At 44.0% G+C, this 26,351-nt stretch carries 30 protein-coding genes; 9 read left to right on the top strand and 21 right to left on the bottom strand.

Going from position 1 to position 26,351, the window contains the following annotated elements; translation table 11 throughout:
- Positions 1–9: 9 nt before the first annotated feature.
- From trmB to J1C91_RS02380, 4 genes are read right to left on the bottom strand one after another with little or no spacing between them, the layout of a single operon-like run.
- Complete coding sequence (gene trmB, locus J1C91_RS02395) at positions 10–648, bottom strand: tRNA (guanosine(46)-N7)-methyltransferase TrmB (protein WP_002896910.1); 639 nt, start codon at positions 646–648, stop codon at positions 10–12.
- Complete coding sequence (ccrZ, locus tag J1C91_RS02390) at positions 645–1,439, bottom strand: cell cycle regulator CcrZ (protein WP_002893562.1); 795 nt, start codon at positions 1,437–1,439, stop codon at positions 645–647. Before ccrZ ends, trmB begins: the two co-directional genes overlap by 4 nt.
- Before the next feature lie 50 nt (positions 1,440–1,489).
- A complete protein-coding gene (locus tag J1C91_RS02385; protein WP_002908934.1) occupies positions 1,490–2,536 on the bottom strand; it encodes an ABC transporter permease in 1,047 nt (348 codons plus the stop codon).
- On the bottom strand, positions 2,533–3,264 hold the full coding sequence (locus tag J1C91_RS02380; RefSeq protein WP_032912390.1) for an ABC transporter ATP-binding protein: 732 nt from the start codon (positions 3,262–3,264) through the stop codon (positions 2,533–2,535). The genes J1C91_RS02385 and J1C91_RS02380 overlap by 4 nt, the downstream gene beginning before the upstream one ends.
- Before the next feature lie 68 nt (positions 3,265–3,332).
- Between J1C91_RS02380 and J1C91_RS02375 the strand changes: the two genes are divergently transcribed.
- On the top strand, positions 3,333–3,743 hold the full coding sequence (locus tag J1C91_RS02375) for an HIT family protein (protein ID WP_002908929.1): 411 nt from the start codon (positions 3,333–3,335) through the stop codon (positions 3,741–3,743).
- Positions 3,744–3,752: 9 nt separating this feature from the next.
- Positions 3,753–4,040, top strand: a complete 288-nt coding sequence (locus J1C91_RS02370; protein WP_002908928.1) for a hypothetical protein — start codon at positions 3,753–3,755, stop codon at positions 4,038–4,040.
- 120 nt (positions 4,041–4,160) lie between these two features.
- Here J1C91_RS02370 and brpA read toward each other — a convergent pair whose 3' ends face one another.
- From brpA to J1C91_RS02345, 5 genes are all read right to left on the bottom strand, one after another.
- The gene (gene brpA / locus J1C91_RS02365) at positions 4,161–5,399 is read right to left on the bottom strand and encodes a biofilm formation/cell division transcriptional regulator BrpA (protein ID WP_002908927.1); all 1,239 of its coding nucleotides are present in this window, start codon (positions 5,397–5,399) and stop codon (positions 4,161–4,163) included.
- A gap of 7 nt (positions 5,400–5,406) precedes the next feature.
- Entirely contained in the window at positions 5,407–5,928 is a 522-nt protein-coding gene (locus tag J1C91_RS02360; RefSeq protein ID WP_002908926.1) for a GNAT family N-acetyltransferase, read from the bottom strand.
- On the bottom strand, positions 5,921–6,361 hold the full coding sequence (gene tsaE, locus J1C91_RS02355) for a tRNA (adenosine(37)-N6)-threonylcarbamoyltransferase complex ATPase subunit type 1 TsaE (RefSeq protein ID WP_002908925.1): 441 nt from the start codon (positions 6,359–6,361) through the stop codon (positions 5,921–5,923). The genes J1C91_RS02360 and tsaE overlap by 8 nt, the downstream gene beginning before the upstream one ends.
- Before the next feature lie 145 nt (positions 6,362–6,506).
- Positions 6,507–7,928 carry an NCS2 family permease gene (locus J1C91_RS02350; protein ID WP_002908917.1) on the bottom strand — a complete coding sequence of 474 codons (1,422 nt, stop codon included), beginning with the start codon at positions 7,926–7,928 and terminating at the stop codon, positions 6,507–6,509.
- A 145-nt stretch (positions 7,929–8,073) separates the two neighbouring features.
- A complete protein-coding gene (locus J1C91_RS02345; RefSeq protein ID WP_080979545.1) occupies positions 8,074–8,703 on the bottom strand; it encodes a DUF1361 domain-containing protein in 630 nt (209 codons plus the stop codon).
- A gap of 96 nt (positions 8,704–8,799) precedes the next feature.
- Here J1C91_RS02345 and J1C91_RS02340 point away from each other — a divergent pair, with 96 nt between their 5' ends.
- The 6 genes from J1C91_RS02340 to J1C91_RS02315 all read left to right on the top strand — a co-directional run bounded on the left by J1C91_RS02340 (position 8,800) and on the right by J1C91_RS02315 (position 14,551).
- Positions 8,800–9,612: a Cof-type HAD-IIB family hydrolase gene (locus tag J1C91_RS02340; RefSeq protein ID WP_125439301.1), complete on the top strand. Its 813-nt coding sequence runs from the start codon at positions 8,800–8,802 to the stop codon at positions 9,610–9,612.
- A 217-nt stretch (positions 9,613–9,829) separates the two neighbouring features.
- Positions 9,830–10,849, top strand: coding sequence for an alcohol dehydrogenase AdhP (gene adhP / locus J1C91_RS02335; protein WP_002908914.1), 1,020 nt, complete (start codon positions 9,830–9,832; stop codon positions 10,847–10,849).
- 462 nt (positions 10,850–11,311) lie between these two features.
- Positions 11,312–12,307: a PTS sugar transporter subunit IIB gene (locus J1C91_RS02330; protein WP_002908913.1), complete on the top strand. Its 996-nt coding sequence runs from the start codon at positions 11,312–11,314 to the stop codon at positions 12,305–12,307.
- Between the two features lie 44 nt (positions 12,308–12,351).
- Complete coding sequence (locus tag J1C91_RS02325; protein WP_002908912.1) at positions 12,352–13,158, top strand: PTS mannose/fructose/sorbose transporter subunit IIC; 807 nt, start codon at positions 12,352–12,354, stop codon at positions 13,156–13,158.
- Positions 13,159–13,176: 18 nt separating this feature from the next.
- The gene (locus tag J1C91_RS02320) at positions 13,177–14,118 is read left to right on the top strand and encodes a PTS system mannose/fructose/sorbose family transporter subunit IID (RefSeq protein WP_002893579.1); all 942 of its coding nucleotides are present in this window, start codon (positions 13,177–13,179) and stop codon (positions 14,116–14,118) included.
- A 70-nt stretch (positions 14,119–14,188) separates the two neighbouring features.
- A complete protein-coding gene (locus J1C91_RS02315) occupies positions 14,189–14,551 on the top strand; it encodes a DUF956 family protein (protein ID WP_002908911.1) in 363 nt (120 codons plus the stop codon).
- A 186-nt stretch (positions 14,552–14,737) separates the two neighbouring features.
- Here J1C91_RS02315 and J1C91_RS02310 read toward each other — a convergent pair whose 3' ends face one another.
- The 3 genes from J1C91_RS02310 to J1C91_RS02300 are packed head-to-tail and all read right to left on the bottom strand — an operon-like array spanning position 14,738 to position 16,512.
- Positions 14,738–15,370, bottom strand: coding sequence for a GNAT family N-acetyltransferase (locus tag J1C91_RS02310; protein ID WP_002908910.1), 633 nt, complete (start codon positions 15,368–15,370; stop codon positions 14,738–14,740).
- Between the two features lie 13 nt (positions 15,371–15,383).
- The gene (locus J1C91_RS02305) at positions 15,384–15,962 is read right to left on the bottom strand and encodes an NAD(P)H-dependent oxidoreductase (protein WP_002908909.1); all 579 of its coding nucleotides are present in this window, start codon (positions 15,960–15,962) and stop codon (positions 15,384–15,386) included.
- The gene (locus J1C91_RS02300) at positions 15,955–16,512 is read right to left on the bottom strand and encodes a TetR/AcrR family transcriptional regulator (protein WP_002908908.1); all 558 of its coding nucleotides are present in this window, start codon (positions 16,510–16,512) and stop codon (positions 15,955–15,957) included. Before J1C91_RS02300 ends, J1C91_RS02305 begins: the two co-directional genes overlap by 8 nt.
- A 309-nt stretch (positions 16,513–16,821) precedes the next feature.
- On the opposite strand from J1C91_RS02300, the gene serS reads away from it, so the two are divergent.
- Positions 16,822–18,099: a serine--tRNA ligase gene (gene serS / locus J1C91_RS02295; protein WP_002908906.1), complete on the top strand. Its 1,278-nt coding sequence runs from the start codon at positions 16,822–16,824 to the stop codon at positions 18,097–18,099.
- Between the two features lie 120 nt (positions 18,100–18,219).
- Here serS and J1C91_RS02290 read toward each other — a convergent pair whose 3' ends face one another.
- The 9 genes from J1C91_RS02290 to fabF form a co-directional block, all read right to left on the bottom strand.
- Positions 18,220–19,137, bottom strand: a complete 918-nt coding sequence (locus tag J1C91_RS02290) for a TDT family transporter (protein ID WP_002908902.1) — start codon at positions 19,135–19,137, stop codon at positions 18,220–18,222.
- A 73-nt stretch (positions 19,138–19,210) separates the two neighbouring features.
- Positions 19,211–20,275 carry an acyl-CoA dehydrogenase family protein gene (locus J1C91_RS02285; RefSeq protein ID WP_002908901.1) on the bottom strand — a complete coding sequence of 355 codons (1,065 nt, stop codon included), beginning with the start codon at positions 20,273–20,275 and terminating at the stop codon, positions 19,211–19,213.
- An 18-nt stretch (positions 20,276–20,293) separates the two neighbouring features.
- Positions 20,294–20,842 carry a carboxymuconolactone decarboxylase family protein gene (locus J1C91_RS02280; RefSeq protein WP_009659051.1) on the bottom strand — a complete coding sequence of 183 codons (549 nt, stop codon included), beginning with the start codon at positions 20,840–20,842 and terminating at the stop codon, positions 20,294–20,296.
- Positions 20,843–21,041: 199 nt separating this feature from the next.
- On the bottom strand, positions 21,042–21,812 hold the full coding sequence (locus tag J1C91_RS02275; RefSeq protein WP_002908900.1) for an acetyl-CoA carboxylase carboxyl transferase subunit alpha: 771 nt from the start codon (positions 21,810–21,812) through the stop codon (positions 21,042–21,044).
- On the bottom strand, positions 21,809–22,672 hold the full coding sequence (accD, locus tag J1C91_RS02270; RefSeq protein WP_002908899.1) for an acetyl-CoA carboxylase, carboxyltransferase subunit beta: 864 nt from the start codon (positions 22,670–22,672) through the stop codon (positions 21,809–21,811). The genes J1C91_RS02275 and accD overlap by 4 nt, the downstream gene beginning before the upstream one ends.
- Positions 22,673–22,771: 99 nt before the next feature.
- Positions 22,772–24,139 (bottom strand): acetyl-CoA carboxylase biotin carboxylase subunit, encoded by a 1,368-nt coding sequence (locus J1C91_RS02265; RefSeq protein WP_002908898.1) that lies wholly within the window; start codon positions 24,137–24,139, stop codon positions 22,772–22,774.
- An 18-nt stretch (positions 24,140–24,157) separates the two neighbouring features.
- The gene (gene fabZ, locus J1C91_RS02260; RefSeq protein WP_002908897.1) at positions 24,158–24,580 is read right to left on the bottom strand and encodes a 3-hydroxyacyl-ACP dehydratase FabZ; all 423 of its coding nucleotides are present in this window, start codon (positions 24,578–24,580) and stop codon (positions 24,158–24,160) included.
- Positions 24,577–25,065: an acetyl-CoA carboxylase biotin carboxyl carrier protein gene (gene accB, locus J1C91_RS02255; RefSeq protein WP_002908896.1), complete on the bottom strand. Its 489-nt coding sequence runs from the start codon at positions 25,063–25,065 to the stop codon at positions 24,577–24,579. Before accB ends, fabZ begins: the two co-directional genes overlap by 4 nt.
- 6 nt (positions 25,066–25,071) lie before the next feature.
- A complete protein-coding gene (fabF, locus tag J1C91_RS02250) occupies positions 25,072–26,304 on the bottom strand; it encodes a beta-ketoacyl-ACP synthase II (protein WP_002908895.1) in 1,233 nt (410 codons plus the stop codon).
- Positions 26,305–26,351 lie beyond the last annotated feature (47 nt).

Raw genomic sequence — 26,351 nt, 5'->3', positions numbered from 1 at the left:
GACTCTTTCTTATTCAAACGCTGCTTCCACCCGATAGATGACTTGTCCCTTGTTAGCAAATTTCTGCTCATACTCAGTCAGGACATTGTCTTCAAAGTCGCTGGCATGCAAGTCTAACCACACGCCCTTTAACTTCATACCATACTGAGAAAAGCTTACTAAGCTATACTCAAAAAGACCACGATTGTCCGTTTTGAAGTGGATTTCTCCATTTTCTGGCAGAATCTGCTGATAGGTCGCCAGAAAAGACTGATAGGTCAGACGGCGCTTTTCATGACGTTTCTTGGGCCAAGGATCCGAGAAGTTCAGATAGAGGCGGTCAATCTCGCCATCTTCAAAATAATCAGTCAGATCCGAACCGTCCACCCATAGAAGCTTGATATTGGGCACATCCGTCGCCAGCACCTTGTCCAAGGCATAGCTGAGGACCGATTTCTGGATGTCAATCCCGATGTAATTGATCTCAGGATTGGCCTTGGCCATGCCCGATACAAAAGCTCCTTTGCCACTGCCAACCTCTACATGAATGGGATGGTCATTGCCAAAAATCTCCTGCCATCTGCCCTTGGCGTCTGCTGGATTCAAAATCACATACTGGGGATGCGCCTCTAGCAGTTCCGTCGCTCCCTTACGATTCCTTACTCTCATTGTCCTCTTCCGTATTTGGAACGGAAGTTTCGTAATGCGTAAATCTCCCGGTTCACATTTTCTAAATCATTATTTTCATAGTATTTGGCAATCTGCATCAGATAAGAATACTGACCAAACCAGTATAGCTTATTGAAAACAGTCTGATTATACTTATAGCCATAAGCGCTCAGCCACTCTTGCCAGCCTGAATCAGGCACATAATGGCTCAAAATATGAGCTACATCCATCATCCTGTCTGTCAGGCGCACAGAATCCCAATCCACCAAGTAAATAAGCCCGCTGTCGGTCTCTACCCAGTTGCTGTGGCGCACATCTCCGTGAACGATGGTCGCATAATCCTCACGAAAGGCCGGCACTGTCTGGCGTAGGTCGCGGATGACTGATTGCAGATATTGATTATTCCTCAAAGCAAGCGGCACTTGATTGAGCCAAGCATTCAGCAAATCAGTCGGCGTTTCCAAAGTATAGCCCAGCTTGGTCAGCTGCGTCATCAACGGGCGCGAGCGATGCAGCCGTGTCAAAATATTGATCACCTGCTTTTTGGACATATCATTTGGGGTCAGAATAGTGCCTGAAAGCCACTCCTGTCCACTCATTACGTTGCCGTCCGGCATCCGACGGCTCCACAAAAGCTGCGGTGCGATTTGTTCTCGAGCTAAGCCTGCTAAGATAGGGGTTGTATTCATCTTGACGAAAACGCGCCCCCCGTCCGGATAAGTCCCCATATAGGCCTTTCCGCTCTTACCAGCTATCGGTGTCAGGGTCAGCTCGTTATCAACCAAGTCCATGTTTCCCCTCCGTAAAAAGTTTCTTTATCATTTTACTAATTTTACCTCTTTTAGTCAACCAATCTCCGTAACTTAAACGGCAGATAGAACAGATAGAGTAGGGCAGTCGCTCCCAGCACGGCCAGCACGGCTGTCTTGTCTTGGAAAAAGAGCAGAGCAGTCAGCACTTCAGCCAAGAGAACACTGCTGCCAATAGATGTGATAATTTGTCTTGCTCCCTTCAGCTTTTCCCCTATTTCTATTGGAAAAAGCTGGGTCAAAAATTGATAGTCAAAAGCTTCATACAAAGCCGTCAGCTGGAAGAGCAAGAGGTAATTGAACAAGACCGCAAAAGCTGCAGCAATCCAAGCTTGACTGACAAAAATCAAGGCCAAAAGAGCTAGAAAGAGCAGTCTTAGGGTTAAAGCAAAGAAGTCTCCATTTCGCAAGTAAGAGCGCAAAAAGAGATTCTGCCAGGTCTTGCTATGCTGCTTGCCCACAAGTCTGGTCAAACCATCCAGATAGGCCCGGCGCTTGACACTGTTTGAAATGCCTTTAACATTGGTAAAGAGAGCAAAGAAGCGCAGAATCGTCTGCTTTCGGGCTGCTTCATAAGCGACCAGAACCTGCCAATCTAAACCATTTTCAGTAAAGAACTTCTTAGCCTTAGCCTGAAACAAAAACCATTTTAAGACTAGCATAAGGAGGCAGTAAAGCCCGAAGCCCCAAACAGGCAATCCCAGAGCCAGAAAAAGCGGAGCCAGTAACAGTAAGATTCCAGTCTGTAAGACTGCATACAAGAGATAGGAACGCAGAATCTGAGCCTTGATAAAAGCCCTGACTTCTGCTTCTCTGACCAATAGAAAGAGAGCATCCGGCTTTTCCAGATAGGTCGCAATCCGTCCAAAAGGCAGGATAAAGAGCGATAGAATAACCAGACTAGCAATAATGGGGAGGTGATTAGTCGGAAAGTGCCGCAAAAGCTGACTGTACTGAACACCTAAAAATCCCATAAAAATCAGTAGAAAGAGCACGAAATGATCATTAAGAACATAACGCAGGTATTTCAGACACTGCTGACGAAAATCCTGCTTTCGTTTAGCAAATAATTCTTTCATAGCGCTGCCTCTTCTGTCAGGGCCAGATAGATGTCATTCAGACTAGCATCCGGCATTTGAAATTGAGCACGCAACTCAGTCAAGCTGCCCTTGGCCCGTACTTGGCCCTTGTGCAAGATTACAAAACTATCACACATCTTCTCGGCAGAGTCCAGGACATGGGTGCTCATCAGAATCGACTTACCCTTCTTCTTTTCCTCATCCAAGAGCTGGATAAGGTCTGCAATAGCTACCGGATCCAGACCCAGAAAAGGCTCATCCACAATAAAAAGGCTGGGATCAACTACAAAAGCACAGATAATCATCACTTTTTGCTTCATTCCTTTTGAAAAGTGAACAGGGAACCAATCCAGTTTTTCCTTGAGTCGGAACATTTCCAGCAACTTATCCACACGCTCAAAAGCTGTCTCCTGCTCAATGTCGTAAGCCATAGCTACCGTCTCAATGTGCTCGCGCAGGGTTAATTCTTCATAGAGACTAGGCGTTTCCGGAATAAAACCGATTTTCTTACGGTAATCACTGGGATTAGTCCGCAGCTCCAACCCATCAATCTGAATCTGCCCCTTATAAGGCGTCAAAAGACCGATAATCTCACTGATAGTCGTGGACTTGCCTGCACCGTTGAGACCAATCAGACCAACCAGCTGGCCATTGCCCACTTCAAAGCTAACATCCTTTAAAACCGGGATATTAACATAGCCGCCCGTAAGCTCTTTGATTTCTAACATATTTTCTCCGAATTCTGGTATAATGGTTCTTATATTATAACAAAATCTAGCGAATAGAGGTACCATTTATGGCTGATTGTATTTTTTGTAAAATTATTGCTGGAGAAATCCCTTCTTCTAAAGTCTATGAAGACGAGAAAGTCCTTGCTTTTCTGGATATTTCCCAGGTAACACCAGGTCATACCTTGGTTGTCCCTAAAGAGCATTTCCGAAATGTGCTGGATATGGATGCCGACAGCACCAGTCAGCTCTTTGCTCGCGTACCTGACATTGCTCGAAAGGTGATGAAAGCCACAGGTGCAGCTGGTATGAATATCATCAACAACAACGAAGAAATTGCTGGACAGACTGTCTTTCACACCCATGTGCATTTGGCACCGCGCTACAGTGATGCAGATGACCTCAAGATTACTTTCGCAGCCCACGAACCAGACTTTCCATCTCTGGCCGAATTAGCTGAGAAGATTGCGCAAGCTTAAGGAGGGAATATGAAACTTTCAAATATTTTCCTATTTATCGGTGCCGTAGCAGTCAGTTACAAGCTGGTTGAAAACCGTCAAAAAATTCAAGAAGAAATCATTGAAACAACAGATAGTCTAGACAAAGTAAAGGACAGTCTAGCCAATATTCAACGAAATATTGCCATCATTCAAGAGCAAAAAGAGCAAGTCAAAGACATCGCTCAAGATCTTACTTATAAATATAAAGTCCTTGAAAACCAAGCTCAAGTGCAGATCCAGCAAGTCAAAGACATCTGGGAAAAGTACGAGTCGTGATAGAGAAAAGGTGGGTGATAGGGAAACAAAAACTCCAATCCACTACCGCGTCAAGAACCTCCAGTCATTACCAAAAGAGACCGAGACATTTTGTCTCGGCCTCTTTTTATATTTAACTTTCTACTCTGTAGTCGCATTGACTACTGGCTGACTTTGTGGGGTGCTGACACTGACATCTGCAGCTGGGGCAGAGGAAGCCGCTGGAGCAACTGGAGTCGTATTCGTAGTTCCAACTGTTGTATCTGTCGTCGGATAAGAGTAATTCTCATAACCATTATTATAAGTAGGCTGACTATAAGAATTCTGGTAACTGCTATAGCTTTCTGTGCTACTAGATGTACTACTGCTATTGCTGCTTCTTAGACTGTTGCCACCCATAATATCTTCATAGAGAACAGCATTGGTCTTCAGACTCTTAACTGTGTCCAAGCCCAGAGACTTGCGAATTAGATTCTGCATGCTCAGCAGATGCTCCGACGTCACTAGCTGATAGCTTCCACCATCAGGCAAGGTCGCATCTTCTCCACGCAGCTGTTCAGACTTGATGTTCTTAAAGGCATCCTGATAGCCTAGCAGTTGTGGAATGCTTTTTGAATCAAGCGCGATATTGGTCTGCATGTTGCTGCTGACAGCTTTTAAAATAGCCTGATAATGGCTGACACTGTTGAGACTGAGAACTTTTTCAACCACTTTCTTAATTACTTCACGTTGACGCTTTTGGCGGCCATAGTCACCCTCAGGATCCTGATAACGCATGCGAGCATAGACCAGCGCCTGATCACCATTGATGGTTTGCTTGCCAGGTTCCACCTTAGCAGTATACTCAGGCTCATTATCCTCAATAGAAATTGGGAAGTCAAAGGTATTATTGACCTCAATACCGCCTACTGCGTCTACTAGCTGAACCAAGCCCTGCATATTAATCATCACATAGCGGTCAATGTGGATATTCATCAGGCTCTCAATAGTCGAAATGGCTAACTCTGCTCCGCCATTCGCATAGGCAGCATTCAGTTTGGCTTCAACTGTCTGACCGTTCTCATCAATCTGAGTCAAAATATCACGTTCCAAACTCATCATGACTGTTTTCTTGGTCTTGGGATTGACACTCAGGAGAATCATGGTATCGCTGTTCCCAACCCAAGTATCCTCGCGGGAGCCGCTCCCTGTATCCACTCCCATCAGCAAGATGGTCATGGGCTTAGTCGCAGAAATGACATCCGTCTCATTTCCCAAGCCCTTATAAGTCTTGGACAGTTCATCTGTTGACTGACCATAAATCGTCCATGCATAAGTACCAATACCAGCTGTCGTTACGACAAGGAGGCTGAGAAACATCATTATAATCTTTTTAAACATATCTTTTTTAGTCTATCAGTTTACCCATCAGGTAAACATCAAGAAATTTCCCTTCTTTTAAATAGGCTCCTCTTCTTTGTAAGCCTTCAATTTCAAATCCTAAATCTTTATAGAGATGAACTGCTCGTTCATTTCTAACCTGAACGCTCAATTCCAAACGTCTAATAACTTGAGAATCTTCTGCCCAAGTCAGTGCCTCTTCCAGCAATATGCGTCCCAGTCCTTGGTTCCAGAAAGCCTTCTTCACCACAACAAAGACTTGACCAATATGGCGAATTCGCTCATGGAAATCGGCTGTGATGCTGACAAGGCCAGCAATCTGACCATTTAAAAACGCCAACAGATAAAGCTGATTACTAGAAGCAGCCTGATGCTCAATGAATGAAGCCATCTCATCTTTATTCATCAAGATTCCAGCCTCATCAAGCGTCATATAATCTGACTCAGACCCGACCTGATTGAGGAAGGCAATCAGCTCAGCTGCATCTGTTTTTTCCGCTTCACGCAAGCACAATTCATATTCAGTCATTCTGCAGTCCCTCAAGTAGCTCTTGGGCTCGCTTTCCTTGGGCTTCAAAAACCAATTCACGCCCGTCTTCCTTTTTCAAGAGGCTTAATTTGAGATAGTCTTCAGGCAGATTTTCTCCCAGCAGCTCCCCCCATTCAATGACCGTCACACCCTCCCCGAAGAGAAAGTCATCCAAATCAATGGAATCTGGATCGTCTCCGATGCGGTAGACATCCAGATGATAGAGCGGCAAGCGCCCCTCGTATTCCCGAACAATGGTATAGGTTGGACTTTTAATCATCTGACTGATGCCTAAACCTAGAGCCAGACCCTTAGTAAAGGTTGTCTTCCCTGCTCCTAAATCTCCCGTTAAAACCAGTACATCCCCTGCCCGAAGCAATTTGCCCAGACGCTGACCCCACTGGATTAATTCTTCCTCATTATGACTAAACATTCTCTTATTATACCAGAAAAAATTTTTTTCTGCTTAATTTTGCAAAAGAAAAATCAGCTACTAAAAGCCGATTTTTTATACTGAAAATATAGCCTATTTCTATATAAAGGGTACTAAACTCAAGGAAATCCAGCAATGTTTAGACCTAATTTAAAGCCAGATTAACGAAATTCAAAATAAAGAGAAGATCCAAAATCCAAATCATAGAATGTACATCCTTGGCTTGACCTTTGAAGATTTTGACCAAAGTGTAGGTGATAAACCCAGCTGCTATCCCGTGAGTGATAGAATAGGCAAATCCCATAAAAATAGAAGTAAAGAAAGCTGGAATAGCCTCCGCCATATCATCCCAATGGATATTTTTCAGACTAGCCAGCATCATAATCCCCACGATAATGAGAATCGGTGCAGTTGCAGCATTAGGAACAATAGCCAAGAGTGGGCTAAAGAAGCTTGACACCGCAAAGCAGATGGCTACGACCAAGGCGGTCAGACCTGTTCGGCCTCCAGCTCCGATACCAGCTGCAGACTCCACATAAGTCGTCACGTTAGAGGTTCCAGCAATGGCGCCAATAGAAGTTCCGATGAGATCCGAGTAAAGCGCCTTATCCAAACCTTCTGATTCATGGTTTTCCCCAGAAGTCGCCACAATCCCGACCTTTTCGCCTGTACCGATTAAGGTACCAATGGTATCAAAAATATCTGTCAAGGAGAAAGCCAGAATGGCCATACATGTCTGAGGCCAGCGAGCCGAATCTGCTAAGAGGGCACCCAGACCTTTCGGACCTACTGCCACCCCAAAAATCTGCCCCAGTTCACTAACAGCAGTGCCAATGTTATTCTGCCCAAAGTCAATGGCTGACAAATCAACCAAGCCAACCAGAATAGCTACCACTGTCGTTACTAGGATGGATAGGATAACACCACCCTTGATATTTTTCACGATAAAGAAGATTGTGATGGCCAAACCGACCAGGGCTACTAGGACCGCTGGATTGTTAAAGTCTACCAGACCTGGAGTTGCTGCTGAATTAGCCGTAATAGCCGCTGCAGCCTTATCTGCTCCCTTGCCAGCTACTGTATAATTGCCCGGATCGATTGAAAACTTGAGCAAGCCGGCATTTTTAATACCTACATAAGCCAGAAATACTCCGATCCCAGCTGAAATAGCTGCGCGCAAGGAGCCAGGAATTGACTCGATGATCATCTTACGCACCTTGGTCAGAGTGATAATGAGCGAAATAATTCCGCAGATAAAGACCATAGCCAAGGCTTCCTGCCAAGTGTAGCCCAAGGCAAAGACGACCGTAAAAGTGAAAAAGGCATTCAACCCCATACCCGGCGCCTGCGCATAAGGCAGGTTGGCAAAGAAGGCCATCATCAAGGTGCCGGCAACAGCCCCGATAATCGTAGCTAGAAAAACACCCTGCTTAGGCATACCTGTCTGAGCCAACATAGCCGGATTGACAAATAAAATGTAGGACATGGCAAAGAAAGTCGTCAGACCAGCCAAAACTTCTGTCCGGACATCTGTCCCTTTTTCGGTCAGTTTGAAAAATTTATCCATTTTTCAATAAATCTCCTTTTGAGTAAAATTTCTAACATCTAGTTCAATAACAAATAAAAACATATTGAATTTCGTTTATTTGCGAACGATATTTTAAATTATAATAAAAAACATTCACTTTTTCAAGGTGAATGTCTCACTGTTCTTATTTTTTATTATCTTTCATCAGAAACACCAAACTCATAAACTGCAAAAAAGTAAAACCAAGAATGAAAGGCAGACGATCAGGCTGCAAAGTTTGCAAAAGCTTCTGTATAACCAGCTGTGGATGAAGTAATAAATCCCAGCTATTGAGGCGATCATAACGTCCTATGTAGATAGCCAGACTGGACACAGCCGACAAAGCTGCTGTCAGCAACAAGTCCAAATACCAGTTAAGCTTCCAGCCTTCCTTGATGACATACCAGCTCTCCATACCACAGAAAATACCGAACAAAATACTAGAGACAAAAGCTAAAAAGAGCAGGAAAACACTTGGCTTACTCAGAACATCTGCCACCCAAGTCATATGAATCAAATCGGTAATCATATAGAAAGTGTTGGGGAAGAAAAGCAACCACAGCAAGAAAAGAAGAGGATAAGCCCATTTCTGTTTCTTGAATAAAAGTGTCGAGACTGCTACATCATAGCTGATTAAGGCCAAGGTCATATTCCAGATGAGATAGGTCGGACCGCCATTTAGAGATTGGATATAGATAAAAAAGGCAATCATCAGAAAAAGAGCATGAATCATGATCGGTTTACGCATACGAAAAGCTCCTCCTTGGTGTGTCATAATTGTGACTGATTAGAGCACCATTATAACATAAGTCGTGTTATTTACACTGAATTCTGTTATAATAGTCTGTATTATCACTGAAAAGAGACTCACATGACAAAAAAAGTAATCGCTGTGGATTTGGACGGAACCTTGCTGGATTCTAGCAGCAATCTGTCTGACTTCACCAAAAAAACCATCAAAAAAATTTCCCAAAAGGGCCACAAGGTCATTATCACAACAGGTCGGCCCTACCGTATGGCTTTGAAATATTATAAAGAATTAGAGCTCAATACGCCCATGATCAATTTCAATGGCTCTCTGACTCACATTCCAGAAAAGAAATGGGACTTTGAAAAATCGCTGACGCTGGATAAGTCCTTTCTGCTGGATATGGTTAAGCGCAGGGATGAGATTGAAGCGGATTTCATTGCTGGCGAATACCGCAATAAATTCTATATCACCAATCCCAACGAGGAAATCGCTGATCCCAAGCTCTTTGGCATCGATGCTTTCAAACCAGAAAACCAGTTTCAAGCTAATCTGGTAACGGAGAATCCTAACGCCATTCTCCTGCAGACACGAGCAGCTGACAAATACGCTCTGGCAGAGGAAATGAATGCTTTTTACCAGCATGAACTTGCTATCAACTCTTGGGGCGGGCCACTCAACATTCTCGAGTGTGCTCCAAAAGGGGTCAATAAGGCCTTCGCCCTTCAGTACCTGCTTAATGTTCTCAATGTGGATCGCAAAAATCTGATTGCCTTTGGTGATGAGCAAAATGATACTGAGATGCTGTCCTTTGCTGGTTCTGGCTATGCCATGAAAAATGCCAATACTGACCTGCTGCCCTACGCCGACCAGCAATTATCTTTGACCAATGACCAAGATGGTGTCGCCCACGAGCTCAACAAACTTTTTTTATAAAAGTAGACAATTAGGCAAACTCTGTTTGAGAGTTTGTCTTTTATTTTTGTATTCTCCCGAGCATCTTCAGGCTCAAAAAACTTTAAAAATAGAAGCTTATCAGCTATTTCAGAATATTAGAGTGAATTCACGCTTAGATTTGTAAGCGTTTGCTATTTGTTTGAGTTTGTGATATAATTAACATAATCAAAAACTAAATAACAGGAGGAAACTACTTATGAAAGCAGTTGTTGTAAATCCAGAGGGAACCAATGTCCAACTCATCGAAAATAAGGAACTTCGTCCTCTTGAAACAGGGGAAGCTCTCGTTGATATCGAATACTGCGGTGTCTGCCATACGGACCTACATGTCGCGCATGGTGACTTTGGCAAGGTACCGGGCCGCGTTCTTGGCCATGAAGGTATCGGTATTGTCAAAGAAATCGCTCCAGATGTAAAAAGTCTCAAGGTCGGAGACCGCATCAGTGTCGCTTGGTTCTTTGAAGGCTGCGGCGCTTGTGAATACTGTACAACTGGTCGCGAAACCCTTTGCCGTACTGTAAAAAATGCTGGTTATTCTGTTGACGGTGGGATGGCAGAGCAATGTATCGTAACAGCCGATTATGCTGTCAAAGTTCCTGAAGGACTGGATCCTGCCCAAGCTTCTTCTATCACTTGTGCCGGTGTAACTACCTACAAGGCTATCAAAGAAGCTCAGTTGCAGCCAGGCCAATGGACAGTTATCTTTGGAGCAGGTGGATTGGGTAACCTAGCGGTTCAATATGCCAAGAAAGTCTTTAATGCCCATGTTGTTGCTGTTGATATCAACAATGACAAACTAGCTTTGGCCAAAGAAGTTGGTGCTGATATCGTCATCAACGGCCATGAAGTTGAAGATGTCGCTGCTCTTATCCAAGAAAAAACTGGCGGTGCACATTCTGCCGTAGTAACAGCCGTTTCTAAAGTTGCCTTCAACCAAGCGGTTGACTCTGTTCGTGCTGGCGGTCGTGTAGTTGCCGTTGGATTGCCATCTGAAATGATGGACCTCAGCATTGTCAAAACTGTTTTAGATGGTATCCAAGTCATCGGTTCCCTCGTTGGTACTCGCAAGGACTTGGAAGAAGCCTTCCAGTTTGGTGCTGAAGGATTAGTGGTTCCCGTCGTTCAAAAACGCCCTGTTTCAGATGCAGTGGATGTCTTTGATGAAATGGAAGCGGGTACCATTCAGGGACGTATGGTACTTGACTTCACACACTAATACTTTAAAACATGTCAGTCCCAACATTTACCAAACTCTTGGAAACGTATGATAGACAGGCTTGATATTATTTAGAAACTTTTGCCATTAATAGAGGGAGACTAAAGACATAAGATGCGAATTCTTGTCTTTGGTCCTCCTCTTTCTTTTTTGATAAACAAACACTTTCTCAAACACGATTCTTTTCTTTCATTTCAAAAGTCTCTTTCATATTATTTCAATATTTTTTCATATATTGACATATTTTATTTTCTGTTTTCCTAATTTATTAAAACATTTCTATAGCTATGGTTTGCTTATACCTATATTTATCAGGCATTCAGTGAATACTGACATTTTTGAAAGAAAAAGTCGTTTTTAGGAACAAACGCTTGCATTTTTCATGAAAACGTTTTATAATAAACTTGCCTTAAAGTTTTCTTAAAACTTAAGTCAAACATTTTATAAGGAGGAATGTCAATAATGAGTATCGGAATCATTATTGCTAGCCACGGTGAATTTGCTGCTGGTATTCATCAATCAGGTTCTATGATTTTCGGTGAGCAGGAAAAAGTACAAGTTGTAACTTTCATGCCCAACGAAGGACCAGATGATCTCTATGCAAAGTTCAATGACGCTGTGGCTTCGTTTGATGCGGACGATGAAGTGTTGGTCTTGGCTGACCTTTGGAGTGGCTCTCCATTCAACCAAGCTAGCCGTGTCATGGGTGAAAATCCAGACCGCAAGTTCGCTATCATTACAGGCTTGAACCTGCCTATGCTGATTCAAGCTTATACAGAAAGGATGATGGATGCCAATGCCGGCGTTGAGGCTGTAGTGGCCAATATCATCAAAGAAGCCAAGGAAGGAGTCAAAGCTCTGCCTGAAGAGCTGAACCCTGCTGTTGAAGAAGCAAATGCTCCTGCTGCAGCTGCTCCAGTTGCCCAAGCAGCGATCCCTGAAGGGACTGTAATCGGTGACGGCAAGCTCAAAATCAACCTTGCCCGGATCGACACACGTTTGCTGCACGGTCAAGTAGCAACAGCTTGGACGCCAGATTCAAAAGCAGATCGTATTATCGTTGCTTCTGATTCAGTAGCTCAAGACGAACTTCGTAAAGAGTTGATTAAGCAAGCTGCACCAGGTAATGTCAAAGCCAATGTTGTCCCAATCGACAAATTGATTGCTGTTTCAAAAGACCCTCGCTTTGGCAACACACATGCCTTGATTCTGTTTGAAACTCCTCAAGATGCCCTTCGTGCTGTTGAAGGCGGTGTGCCAATCAAGACCCTTAACGTTGGTTCCATGGCTCACTCAACTGGTAAAACAATGGTCAACAACGTGCTTTCAATGGACAAGGAAGACGTTGCTACTTATGAAAAGCTGCGTGACCTTGGCGTTGAATTCGACGTACGTAAAGTACCAAATGACTCTAAAAAAGATTTGTTTGATTTGATTAAGAAAGCCAACGTGCAGTAGAATCAAACGTTTTGCTTTTATTAATTTACGAAAGGATTTAGAACATGTCTATTATTTCTATGGTTTTAGTAGTCTTTGTTGCCTTCTTAGCCGGTCTAGAAGGTATCTTGGACCAATTCCAATTCCACCAACCTCTGGTTGCTTGTACCTTGATTGGACTGGTAACTGGTAATTTGGCTGCCGGTGTTATGCTGGGTGGCTCTCTCCAGCTGATCGCTCTTGGCTGGGCTAATATCGGAGCTGCTGTAGCACCTGATGCTGCCCTCGCTTCTGTTGCCGCTGCCATCATCATGGTACTGGGTGGAGACTTTTCAAGCAAAGGAATCGCTGTAGCACAAGGTGTTGCTATTCCACTTGCTGTTGCTGGTCTCTTCTTGACTATGATTGTCCGTACTTTGTCAGTCGGTTTGGTTCACGGTGCAGATGCTGCTGCGAAAAAAGGAGACTTCAAAGGCGTTGAACGCGCTCACTTTATTGCTCTCTTCATGCAAGGAGCACGTATTGCTATCCCCGCAGCACTTCTTTTGATGATTCCTGCTGAGTCTGTTAAATCTGCTCTTGAAGCTATGCCAGCTTGGCTATCAGAAGGTATGCAAATCGGTGGTGGTATGGTCGTAGCCGTTGGTTATGCAATGGTTATCAACATGATGGCAACTCGTGAAGTATGGCCATTCTTCGCTATTGGTTTCGCTTTGGCTGCTGTCAGCGAACTCACTCTGATTGCCCTCGGTGCAATTGGTGTCGCTATTGCCCTCATCTACCTCGCTCTGTCTAAAAAAGGCGGAAATGGCGGTGGCGGAGCAACAGCTTCATCTAACGATCCAATCGGCGACATCCTAGAAGACTACTAAGAAAGGAGATACACTATCATGACAGAATTAAATACTGTAAAACCTGATGAGTCAGGAAAATTGACTCTTTCAAAGGCTGACCGTCAAAAAGTTTGGTGGCGTTCTACTTTCTTGCAAGGTTCTTGGAACTACGAACGTATGCAAAACTTGGGCTGGGCTTATTCATTGATTCCAGCTATTAAGAAGCTTTATACTAAAAAAGAAGATCAAGCTGCTGCTCTTGAGCGTCACTTAGAATTCTTCAACACTCACCCATATGTAGCAGCTCCAATCATCGGAGTTACACTTGCGCTTGAAGAAGAAAAAGCAAATGGTGCAGCAATTGACGATGCGGCTATCCAAGGGGTTAAAATCGGTATGATGGGACCTCTGGCTGGTATCGGAGACCCTGTCTTCTGGTTCACAGTTCGTCCTATCCTTGGAGCACTTGGTGCATCTCTTGCTTTGACTGGAAATATCATTGGTCCACTTATCTTCTTCTTAGCTTGGAATGCTATCCGGATGGCTTTCCTCTGGTACACACAAGAATTGGGCTACAAGGCTGGTTCTGAAATCACTAAAGACATGTCTGGTGGTATCCTCCAAGACATTACTAAAGGTGCTTCAATCCTAGGTATGTTTATCTTGGCTGTTCTGGTTGAGCGCTGGGTATCTATTAAGTTTGTCTTTAATGTTTCATCTGTTAAGCTAGATGATAAAGCATATATCCATTGGGACAAATTGTCTAGTGGTTATAAGGGTATCCAAGAAGCCTTTGCCCAAGTAGGTCAAGGACTATCTCAAACCCCCGAAAAAGTTACAACTTTCCAACAAAACTTGGATTCCTTGATTCCTGGTTTGATGGGACTGCTTCTAACTTTCGCTTGTATGTGGTTGCTTAAGAAGAAAGTATCCCCTATCACTATCATCATCGCCCTCTTCGTAGTTGGTGTACTAGCTCACGTTGCTGGTTTGATGTAATCAAAAAGAAGGTTTCGGCCTTCTTTTTATTGTGGTATAATAGCTATATTATTTAAAAGGGAGTTACTCTATGGCACAGTCACAAAACAAAACAGTTGAGTTTAATACCACTGGCGTATCCTATCTTGGATTAGGCGGAAAGGTTGGGAAATTTCTAATCGGCGAGACAGCTCTGGAGTTTTATGCTGATGCCAATGTAGAAGATTATATTCAGCTGCCTTGGACTAGCATCACTGCTATCGGCGCCAATGTTTCTGGCAAGAAAGTCAGCCGCCACTTTGAAATCTGGACTGACAAAGGAAAGTTTCTCTTTGCCTCCAAAGACTCTGGTAAGATTCTCAAAATTGCACGAGAACATATTGGCAACGACAAAGTCGTTAGATTGCCGACCCTGTTACAAAAAATTGCTGGAATCTTTAAGAAGAAAAAATAGGGTTGAAAAAGTTTCAACCTTATTTTTTATATTTTCGACTGAGACAAAAGCTGCTTGTATCAGCAAAATGGAGCTAGCACAAAAAATTGAAAAGTGAAACAATCTGAGAATGCACTATTTCAGTCCCTTGAAATGATGGGGTGGGGTAAGCTGACATTATCAATGCAAGACCGCATCATTAGATCTTCAAAAAGTATAAACATCAGCTAAATTTTTCTCGAAAGTCCATGTCTTGACACCTTCAACATCACGGACATCTAGCTGCTTAAATCCGTTCTTTTTGTAAAAACGACAGTTGCTTTCTGTATGAGTAATCAAAGTAAGCCGCTGGCATTTCTCTTCTTTTGCAAGCAACTCAAGCCCCTTTGAGATAAAAAGACCGCCAACTCCCTGTCCTTGATAATCAGGCAGCACACCCAGCAATTCAAGATAAAGAGTTGAAATCCCCCTTTTTTTAGCTTCTTTACTGCCCTCCCCAAAGACTTTTTGAAAGGCTAAAAGCTGGGGAATATATTGCCACATCCTCCATGCTCCTGCCCGCAAAAAGGAAAGTATACCGACAGGATGGCTACCGAGCTTATGAATAGTAGCGACCGCCATAAGACGCCCGTCCACTTCAGCAAGTAGGCAAATATGATGACGCATCGCTGCCTTAACCATAACTGCATGCAATCTATTTAGAAAATCAATATAAGACTGGCTACTGCCAAAGAGAGGACGAAATTTTTCTCTGTAGATCTCATGCTCAGCAAAAGCAGCAGTTAAAACTGAGACCGCAGCAGCAAGATCCCTTTCATCTGCTCTTCTAAAACGAATCATGATAGCTACCTCTTCAAATCTTTTCCGATAGTTTTTCTAAAAAAGCCTGCCGTTTTTCAGCTGTAGACTGAGAAATATTCCCGAAGTTCAACCAACGGCGCTGTCTAGCACCGATAGACTTAAAAGTATGTCCCAACATGGCTTTCTTGATGACATCACCACAGAAATACTTAAGATAGAAAGTCGGTGCTGCAGAGGTAGTAATAGCCAATACCTCTTTAATATTGGTCAAACGACCAACTAACTGGCGAGTCTTCGTCTCCTCGTAAATCTTATTTTTCAAAAATACCTTATCTTCAAAGCCCTTGACAATAGCTGGCATATCCGCCCACCAGATAGGAAAAATCATGATAAGGCGGTCACAGGACGCAAGAGCTTCCTGATATTTTAAAACCAGCGGGTCTGATGCCTGCCCCTTATTAAAAAGCGCTAGCTCTTCCTTGGTATAGACAGGATTAAAACCATCCTCATAAAGATCAATCAGTTCATAGGTCTGACCTTTCTTCTCCAACAAGTCCTGAACCTGCTCTAAAATAGCATGGTTAAAGCTTTTATCATAGGGATGTGCATAAACAATGAGATTTTTAAACATGTTTGTAACCTCCTAGTAAATCATTGAACATTGAGCGATAGACTTCCTCATCAAAAGGCTCCAAGCCTTTGGCAATAAAATGGCCATAACCTGTGATGAAAGTGTCCAGCTTGAGCAAGAGAATCTTTTTTTCTTTCTGACTCTCAATAGGCAGCCGATCCAGATAATCCACTGTCTTGTTCCCGATTTCCAGAAGCTCACCTTTCCGATAAGCCTCTGTCGTCACAGGGCTGAAAAAGAGAAAATCCATCATCCGACTGTTGGTCTCATATTCCGATAAAAGAAAGAGTCCTATCTGCCAAATGCAATCCAAAGGATCAGAGACTCCGTCTAAATACTGTTCCTCTAAACGTTTAAGCTGCCTCTGGTTTTCCAAAAGACAGACCTGATAATAAAGATCCTCCTTATTCTCAAAAGCCTTGTAGAAAGCACCAGTCGTAACCCCCAGCAGAGATGCCAGTTTCCTTAGGGGGATATTCTGATAGCCATACTCTCTGATAAGCTGGCTTGCCTTTTCAACCATACGGTCGCGCGTTGTTTGTTTTACCATAAGAACTCCTTTGGATAACTATGTTACCTTTATCTAAAGATAACATAGTTATCTTTTTCTGTCAAGATTTTTCCTATCCTGGGATTTACATTTTCCGGAAAATCCTGTATAATAGTCGAAACGGATAAGTACTATTGGGCACTTTTCAGAAAGTCTGCGGCGGCTGTGAGCAGATAAGGAGAAAATAGGAAATTCTACCGTTAGTTTAAAAATGAATAATTAAGCAAGTGCACTTTAGTGAAGTTGGATGGAACCGCGGCTCTGCCGCTCCAACAGTTTCATAAAGTGCTTTTATTTTTGGAGGTACCTATGTTAGATTTAAAACGCATCCGTACAGACTTTGATTCTGTCGCTGAAAAATTAGCTACGCGAGGTGTTGACGCTGCTACCCTTAACCAAATGAAAACTATTGACAAAGAACGTCGGGATTTGTTAGTCAAGGTCGAAGAACTCAAGGCTGAGCGCAATACTGTCTCTGCTGAAATTGCTCAAGCTAAACGCAACAAAGAAAATGCAGATGACAAGATTGCTGCCATGCAAAAACTCTCTGCTGAAGTCAAGAACTTAGACGCAAACTTGGCTGAGCTGGATGCTAAGTTGACTGAATTCACTACCACTCTGCCTAATATCCCGCACGAAAGTGTTCCTGTCGGAGCAGATGAAGACGAAAACGTCGAAGTTCGTCGCTGGGGGACACCGCGCCAATTTGACTTTGAAGCCAAGGCTCACTGGGATTTAGGTGAGGATTTGAACATCTTGGACTGGGAGCGTGGGGCAAAAGTTACTGGTGCTCGTTTCCTCTTCTATAAGGGGCTGGGAGCTCGATTAGAGCGTGCTATCTACAACTTCATGCTGGATGAGCATGGCAAAGAAGGCTACACAGAAGTCATCACTCCCTACATGGTCAACCATGATTCTATGTTTGGGACAGGGCAATATCCTAAATTCAAAGAAGATACCTTTGAGCTAAGCGATACCAACTTCGTTCTGATTCCAACTGCTGAAGTTCCACTGACCAACTATTATCGAGATGAAATTTTAGACGGCAAAGAATTGCCAATCTACTTCACAGCTATGAGTCCGTCATTCCGCTCTGAAGCTGGCTCTGCTGGTCGTGACACACGTGGTCTCATTCGTCTGCACCAATTCCACAAGGTTGAAATGGTGAAATTTGCCAAGCCAGAAGAATCTTATCAAGAGCTAGAAAAGATGACTGCCAACGCTGAAAACATCCTGCAAAAGCTGAATCTGCCTTACCGTGTTGTAGCACTATGTACTGGAGATATGGGCTTCTCTGCTGCTAAGACCTACGACTTGGAAGTTTGGATTCCGGCTCAGAACACCTACCGTGAAATCTCTAGTTGCTCTAACACAGAAGATTTCCAAGCTCGTCGAGCTCAAATCCGCTACCGTGACGAAGCAGATGGTAAGGTCAAACTCCTTCATACTCTCAACGGTTCTGGACTGGCCGTCGGACGTACAGTAGCAGCTATCTTAGAAAATTACCAAAACGAAGATGGCTCTGTAACTATCCCAGAAGTTCTACGTCCGTACATGGGTGGATTAGAAGTTATAGCTCCAAAATAAAAAGCAGATCATACTGATAATTTGCCTGTATCATTAGGTCTAAATGCAGACTTATTTTGCTAAAATTAAAAAAATCCGAGTTCAACTCAGAGAAAATCAAAAACTGATTTTCAAAGAGTATCATCTCGGATTTTTTGTTATCTTTCTGGCTCGCAATGAGACTGTATAGTAAAAACAAACATAGAGGACAATTACGACGGCTAGCAGAGCTTCTGCATGACTTAGCCAAACAAGCCAGGTCCAACCTAGATAATCAAGTCCTAGTTTCAGGGCAAAAGCTGTATTGACAAGAGGAAAGGTCAAGGCTGACCAGCTAAGCTGAGGCCCCAGTCGGAAAATGCGGGGTAAAAGACATAAAGCCAAGAGATAAAAGGCCTGCGATAAGAGGAGCAGCAAGGCGACAAACCAACCTTCAGCATCAGAACCAGCCAGACGGATATAACTTCCCAACAGGAGCGAGAAAGGTGCACAGTAAATGGCCCACTGTGGCTTTAAAGTATCTGGCATCCTTTGTGACCGCCTAACCTTGTAAAACAAGGGATAGAGAATCAAACTCAGTAGCAGAGCAAAAAACCAAGCCAAATAGCCCAAAAGCAGCTGATGAACTACTCCCTGGGTCAAGCTTGCCATGGCCAATCCAACATAGAGAACCGTCCAGCTCGGGGTCAAAGATAATCCCTCAGCCTTAAGCACATACTTCCATGTAAAGATAGCTATTAGAACAATATGCAGCAACAAGGCCATGTACCAAAGAAACTGGCTCACCAAAAATAAGCCAAGCTTACTTAGGTAAGCAGCTAAGAGCATACTAGCCATTGGATAAGTCGCAAAGCTCGATAAGAAAGGGGTCTTTTGCAAATCTTGCCGATAGTCCGAAAATGACAGTACTAAAGCCAGTGTCAGATAAATCCAAAGTATCAATGCCAGACCATTTAACAAGTGGAAAAAGATAGAATGGTAGTTCAGTAAAAGATTAGCTAAGCCAAATAGGCCAAGAATCAACCCAGATAAGAGAATGGGCGGTCGTTTGCTGTTCACGAAGCAACTCCTTTTATAGTAATGTCATGAAGTCCCTTTTCAATGCCAATCAGACGTTTGTTTGCTATCATTTCTATGAAACTTCTAAAATATGCCGCAGCTGGACTGCACTCGGTGAGACAATGGGAAGAAATGCTCCTTCGTTCCAACGACGGATAAAGCCAGAAGTCGAATTACTCAAATATCCTCTGCCTCCACTAGCCTGCAGCTCCAAGAGCAGACTTTGAGCTACCACATCAACTATATCAATTCGCAGCTGGAAGAGCTCCTTAGGACGTTCAACAAAATAGCCAGGCTGGAGAAGACCTCTATAGAGCTGATCCTGGATTTCAGTCAGAGCAGCCACTTGCTCCTCCCACTCCTCTCTCAAAATAGAGCGGACTGACAGATTGGCTTCGACCTCCTCCAGAGACTTCTCTGCTAGGCCAAGAGCCAAACCAAACTGATAACCTAGAAAAGCTGGTCGATTTTCTGCCAAAAAGGCCTGGGCATTTTGAGCGAGAATCCATTCCTTTTGCAAAGGTACATGATTAAAGGTCAGGGCAGCTGTATTTCCCCCTTGCAAGGATACAAACTCTAAATCCGCTGAACGGGAGAAATTCTCTGCGTCAGATGGTACAGCCAGAACCAGCGGCTGACGGCTCCCGTCTTCGAAACCGGCAACAAATATGCTGAGGAAGCGATCCGCGCGAGCATTGGTTACCCAAGGCAGACGCCCCTTGAGGTAAAGCTTCCCGTCTTCCTCTACAATAGAGACATTTAACTCTTCTAAGTCCGACAGGAATTTAACAGCATTGGACAGGGCTGTCGCACCTGCATATTCCCCTGACAGGAGACCTTCCAAATAGTGGTCTCTAAAGTAGGGATTAGCAGACTTTAAGACGTTATCAATAAAGGTCCTTTGCCCCCAAGAGATAAAGGAAGCGGTCAAAGAATGGTGAGCCAGCTCCTTGAGCACTTCAATCACATCCGTATCATTGCCACCTCGGCCTCCCAGCTCTTCTGGAACGCCAACTCGAAAGGCTCCTTCAGCAGCAATACGCTCAATCAGTTGATTGCCAGCTGCACAGGATTCTTTGTCAATTTGGTCAGCGTGATCATCCAACCAGTTGATAAACTCTTCTGAAAAAAATGTCATTTGCCACCTCCTCAAAGACTAGGCATAAGGCTGCAATTCCGGATTAATTGGCGTGTTGGCTAGATTATTGGCATAATTGCAGAGGGTCGCAAGGCTAACACCCAAAACTACATCCAGAGCATTCTCATGCGTATAGCCCGCTTCTAGGAAGTCTGCTAACGCCTCATCTCCGACCCGTCCCTTGGTATTGATGACAGCAATGGTAAATTTAGCAAGCGTATCTAACTTCGGATCTGTATCAATCGGAGTACGATTGCGCAGAGCCTCCAAAAGATCATCATTCATTTGAATCTGCTTGATTGAAAAAGCTGTATGACCCGCCACACAGAAAGCACAGCCATTGGTAACCGCAGCCGTAATCTGCACTACTTCACGCTCAGTCGGTGTCAGGCTGTTACGGCGATTGATGGCTCCAACCGTCCGATATGTTTCCAAAGCCGTTGGCGCATTGGCCAAAAGACCGATAAGATTGGGAATGTAGCCACCGTTATCTTTTTGAACAGTTTCTAGGACTTCTTTTACCTCAGCTGGTGCGGACTCAATCGTGTGGATAGTAAATTCTGACATATGAAACCTCATTTCTTTTAATTAGAAACTATCTTAACATAGGACCAATGGCTTGTATAATATATATTTTATATAAGTCCTATAAAGAGAATATAATGCAATTTTTCAAACTAAAATATATTACCCTCATGAGGTAGCTCCACATCAATTCCAAACAAGAATCCGAAACGAGAAAAAGAAGCCTTTTGGCTTCGATTTTTTAATATTTCCTGAATCTCTGATAGCGATTTTCCAGTAATTGATCCAAGGGGAGCTGAGACAGACTATCCAACTCAGCAGCGATTTCTTCTTTCACTGCAGCCAGTAATTCATGGTTGTTAAAGCCTCTTTCAGGAATGACCTTATCCACCACTTCCATCTGCAAGAGCTCATGTGAAGTAATTTTCATCAGCTCTGCCGCTTCCATAGCGCGACTGCCGTCTTTCCAGAGGATAGAAGCAAAGCCTTCCGGACTGAGAACTGCATACATAGAGTTTTCCAGCATCCAGACCTTATCTGCTACAGCCAAAGCCAAGGCTCCGCCTGAGCCACCTTCACCAATGATGATGGCAATAATCGGTACTTTGAGATTGCTCATTTCCATCAAGTTACGGGCAATAGCTTCCCCTTGGCCACGCTCCTCAGCACCGACACCAGGATAAGCACCTGCCGTATTGATAAAGGTTACCACAGGACGACCAAATTTTTCCGCCTGCTTCATAAGACGCAGGGCCTTACGGTAGCCTTCTGGATGCGGCTGTCCAAAGTTTCGTCGCAAATTATCCTGCAAATTGCGACCTTTTTGAATACCGACCACTGTTACAGGCTGACCGTTTAGCGTCCCAATACCGCCAATCACCGCACCGTCATCTCGAAAAGAGCGATCTCCATGCAGCTCGACGAAGTTATCAAAAATTCCTTGTGCAAAATCCAGCGCAGTCAAACGAGCCTGATCACGCGCTTCTTTAATAATCCGAGTGATTTTTGTCATGCTTGACCTCCATGGAATGCTAATAAGGTAGCAAGTGTATCTCTCATGTCACCACGCTTGACGATGGCATCTACAAAACCATGCTCCATGAGAAATTCAGCCTTTTGAAAATCATCTGGCAGCTTCTCACGAACTGTGGACTCAATAACCCGACGCCCGGCAAACCCAACAAGAGCCTGAGTTTCTGCCAGAATAATGTCTCCTTCCATTGCGAAAGAGGCTGTGACACCACCAGTTGTTGGATCCGTCAAGACGGTCAGATAGAAGAGGCCTGCTGCAGAGTGACGCTGAACAGCCGCAGAGACCTTAGCCATCTGCATCAAGCTCATAATGCCCTCTTGCATGCGGGCACCGCCAGAAGCCGTAAACAGCACTATTGGCAATTTATGCTCTGTCGCATACTCAAAGAGACGGGTAATCTTTTCACCCACAACTGTCCCCATAGAAGCCATGATAAAGTTTGAATCCATGATTCCTAGAGCCGCTTTATGCCCCTTGATGCTAGCTGTTCCAGTCAGAACCGCCTCATCAAGTCCCGTCTTCTCACGGGTAAGAGCCAATTTTTCTTGATAATTAGGGAAGTTCAGAGGATCCTTGGTTTCAATTCCAGTGAACATCTCCTCAAAACTATTCTCATCTACGGTTAGGTTTAAGCGCTCATGAGCAGAAATACGGAAATTATAGCCACAGTTAGGACACACACTGTCATTTCCAAGATCTTTTTGGTAAATGGTATGCTTACAACCTGGGCATTTCGAAAAGAGTTCGTCTGGTACCTCAGGCTTTGCTTGAGGCTTTTCCCGACTCGCTCGATTAGGATTGATACGGATATATTTATCCTTCTTTGAAAACAAAGCCATCGTTTACGTCTTCTCCTTTTCAAGATTTTATACTCAGGCACATCAAACTGCAATAGCCACTGTCTTTCGAGTTTACAGAGCAGCTCTTACATGTCGTATCTATTGTTTCTCTTGATAAGCCGGAAGGAACTTCTCCATGAGAAAGGCTGTGTCATAATCACCAGCAATTACATTAGAATCTGAGATTAAGTCCAGTTGGAAGCCACTATTGGTCACAACACCGTCAATTTCTAGTTCATAGAGTGCACGTTGCATCTTCATCAGAGCATCAAATCGGTTTTCCCCGTGAACAATTATCTTCGCAATCATGCTATCGTAGTAAGGCGGGATGGTATAGCCAGGATAGACGGCTGAATCCACGCGCAGACCCACTCCACCGCTTGGCAGATAAACATTTGAAATCTTACCTGGACTCGGTGCAAAGTTAAAGGCTGGATTTTCAGCATTGATCCGACACTCAATCGCATGCCCTCGGATTTCAACATCATCCTGACTGAAGGACAGCTCTTGACCGTTTGCAATCTTAATCTGCTCTTTTACAATATCCACACCGGTAACAAACTCGGTGACTGGATGCTCAACCTGCACCCGAGTGTTCATCTCCATAAAGTAGAATTCACCCTTGGCTTCATCAAGCAGAAACTCAATCGTCCCGGCATTTTCATAGCCGACAGACTGAGCAGCCCGAACAGCTGCTTCACCAATCTGCTGACGCAGGGTTTTCCCAATCGCCACAGATGGACTTTCTTCCAGCACCTTCTGATTATTACGCTGCAAAGAGCAATCCCGCTCGCCCAAGTGGACGACATGTCCCTGCTGATCTGCCAAAATCTGCACTTCAATATGGCGCGCTGGATAGATGACTCGCTCCATATACATGGCACCATTACCAAAGGCTGCTTTTGCTTCGCTAGAAGCAGACTCAAAGGCCGCTACTAAATCCTCAGCCTTTTCAACCTTACGAATACCCTTGCCGCCGCCGCCAGCCGAAGCTTTAAGCATGACTGGATAGCCTATCTTTTCGGCGACTTCCAAGGCTTCTTCAGAGGTATGAACTTCTCCATCAGAGCCTGGGATAACTGGCACTTCAGCCTTAATCATCTGAGCCCGAGCATTAATCTTGTCCCCCATCAGGTCCATAACAGCACCAGAAGGACCAATAAACTTAATGCCAACTTCTTCGCACATGGTCGCAAATTTAGAGTTTTCACTTAAAAAACCAAAACCAGGATGAATGGCTTCTGCACCTGTCAGAACAGCAGCAGACAGGACTGCGTTCATATTCAGATAAGAATCAGTGGACTTGGCTGGACCGATACAGACTGCCTCATCAGCCAGTAAGGTATGGAGTGCTTCCTTGTCAGCCGTTGAATAGACAGCTACCGTATCAATTCCCAACTCGCGGGCTGCACGAATGATTCTGACCGCAATTTCCCCACGGTTAGCAATTAAAATTTTACGAAACATGGTGAAAGCTCCTTTTATCTACTGGCCAATCGCAAAGGTCAAGGTACCGCTGGCTGCCAATTTCCCATCAACTTCTGCTTTCGCCTCTACAACCGCAATGGTTCCACGGCGCTTGACAAACTTAGCTGTCATAATTAGTTGATCACCTGGTACAACTTGCTTCTTGAACTTAACCTTGTCCATGCCAGCATAGAAGACCAGTTTGCCCTTATTTTCTTCTTTAGACAACTCCAGCACGCCAGCTGTTTGAGCCAGAGCTTCCATGATTAAGACACCTGGCATAACAGGATATTGAGGAAAATGTCCGTTAAAGAAAGGCTCATTGACTGTCACATTTTTCAGAGCAACAATCTCATCTTCGCTAATTTCCAATACGCGATCTACTAAAAGCATTGGGTAGCGGTGCGGAAGTGCTTCTTTTATTGCATTGATATCAATCATTTGATGCGTACCAGCCCTTTCCCAAATTCAACCATTTCTTCATTCTGAACCAGAATTTCTGTAACCAGACCATCTTTAGGTGCTGGAACTTCATTCATGACCTTCATCGCTTCAATAATCATCAAGGTTTGACCTTTTTTAACTTGGTCTCCAACTGATACAAACGGCGGCTTGTCTGGACCAGCTGCTAAGTAAGCCACACCAACCAAAGGGCTTTCCACAACATCACCTTCAGCAGCAGGTGCCGGAGCTTCTGAAGCTGTTTCTGGCTCTGCAGGCGGAGCTGCTTGAGGAGTTGGTTCAATCACAGGCGCACTCGTAGCCTGCAAAGGTGCAGCAATTGGAGCAGCACTGGCTGTTGGAACTGGAGCCTGACCTTCATTCTTACTAAAAGTCAGCTCATCGCTCTGATTTTTGTAAGAAAACTCACGCAGACTAGACTGGTCAAACTGCGCCATTAAATCTTTAATTTCGTTGATATTCATAGGTTTTTAAGCCTCCCAGCGTTTAAAGGCAAGAACGGCATTGTGGCCGCCAAAGCCAAATGTATTGGAAATCGCATAAGGGATTTCCTGTTCCTTACCTTGACCGTAAATAACGTTGGCTTCAATATAGTCTGGCAACTCTCTTGTACCAGCTGTTTTTGGCACATAGCTATGACGCATCGCTTCAATCGTCGCAATAGCCTCAACCGCGCCCGCTGCACCGAGCAGATGTCCTGTAAAGGATTTAGTAGAAGACACCGCTACATCTTTACCAAAGACAGAAACAATGGCTCCGCTTTCGCCTTTTTCGTTAGCAGGAGTTGATGTACCATGAGCATTGACATAAGCTACATCTTTTGGCTCAATTTCAGCTTCTTCAACCGCTTGTTTGATAGCCTTGATAGCGCCCAAACCTTCTGGATGCGGAGAAGTCATATGGTAAGCGTCACAAGTATGACCGTATCCTACCACCTCAGCCAAGATAGTAGCTCCGCGTTTCTCAGCATGTTCCAAACTTTCCAGAACTAGCATACCAGAACCTTCACCCATGACAAAACCATTGCGGTCCTTGTCAAAAGGAATAGAAGCACGCTTAGGATCTTCTGTCGTAGAAAGAGCAGTCAGAGCTTGGAAACCAGCAATCGCAAATGGTGTAATAGAAGCTTCTGAGCCACCAACCAGCATCACATCTTGATAGCCAAATTTAATTGAGCGGAAAGCTTCACCAATCGCATCGTTTGCTGAGGCACAGGCCGTATTGACAGACTTACAGATACCATTGGCTCCAAAGCGCATAGCCACATTTCCTGCCCCCATATTTGGCAATGCTTTTGGCAAGGTCAAAGGTTTGATACGTTTAGGACCTTTTTCATGCAAGCGAACAACCTGCTCTTCAATTTCCTGAATCCCACCGATACCTGAAGCAACGATGACACCAAAGCGATCCTTATCCAGCGTATCTACATCTAAGTGAGCATTATTCACCGCTTCTTGAGAGGCATAAAGCGCATAAAGAGTGTAATTATCATAACGGTTGGTATCCTTTTTGACAAAATATTTATCAAATGGAAAATCCTGAATTTCCGCCGCATTGTGAACACTGTATTCACTATGATCAAATTTAGTAATTGGACCGATTCCAATATTGCCTTCTTTTAAATTATTCCAGAATTCTTCTGGAGTATTCCCGATAGGTGAAGTTAAACCGTATCCTGTTACAACAACTCGATTAAGTTTCATATTGAGCTCCTTTATTTAGATGAATCAACTGATTTTCTACTCGTTAT

It is taken from the genome of Streptococcus sanguinis (assembly GCF_050222175.1).
Classification (GTDB): domain Bacteria; phylum Bacillota; class Bacilli; order Lactobacillales; family Streptococcaceae; genus Streptococcus; species Streptococcus sanguinis_M.
The sequence above is the reverse complement of the archived record's forward strand: the minus strand, read 5'-3'. Positions and strand labels throughout refer to the sequence as shown.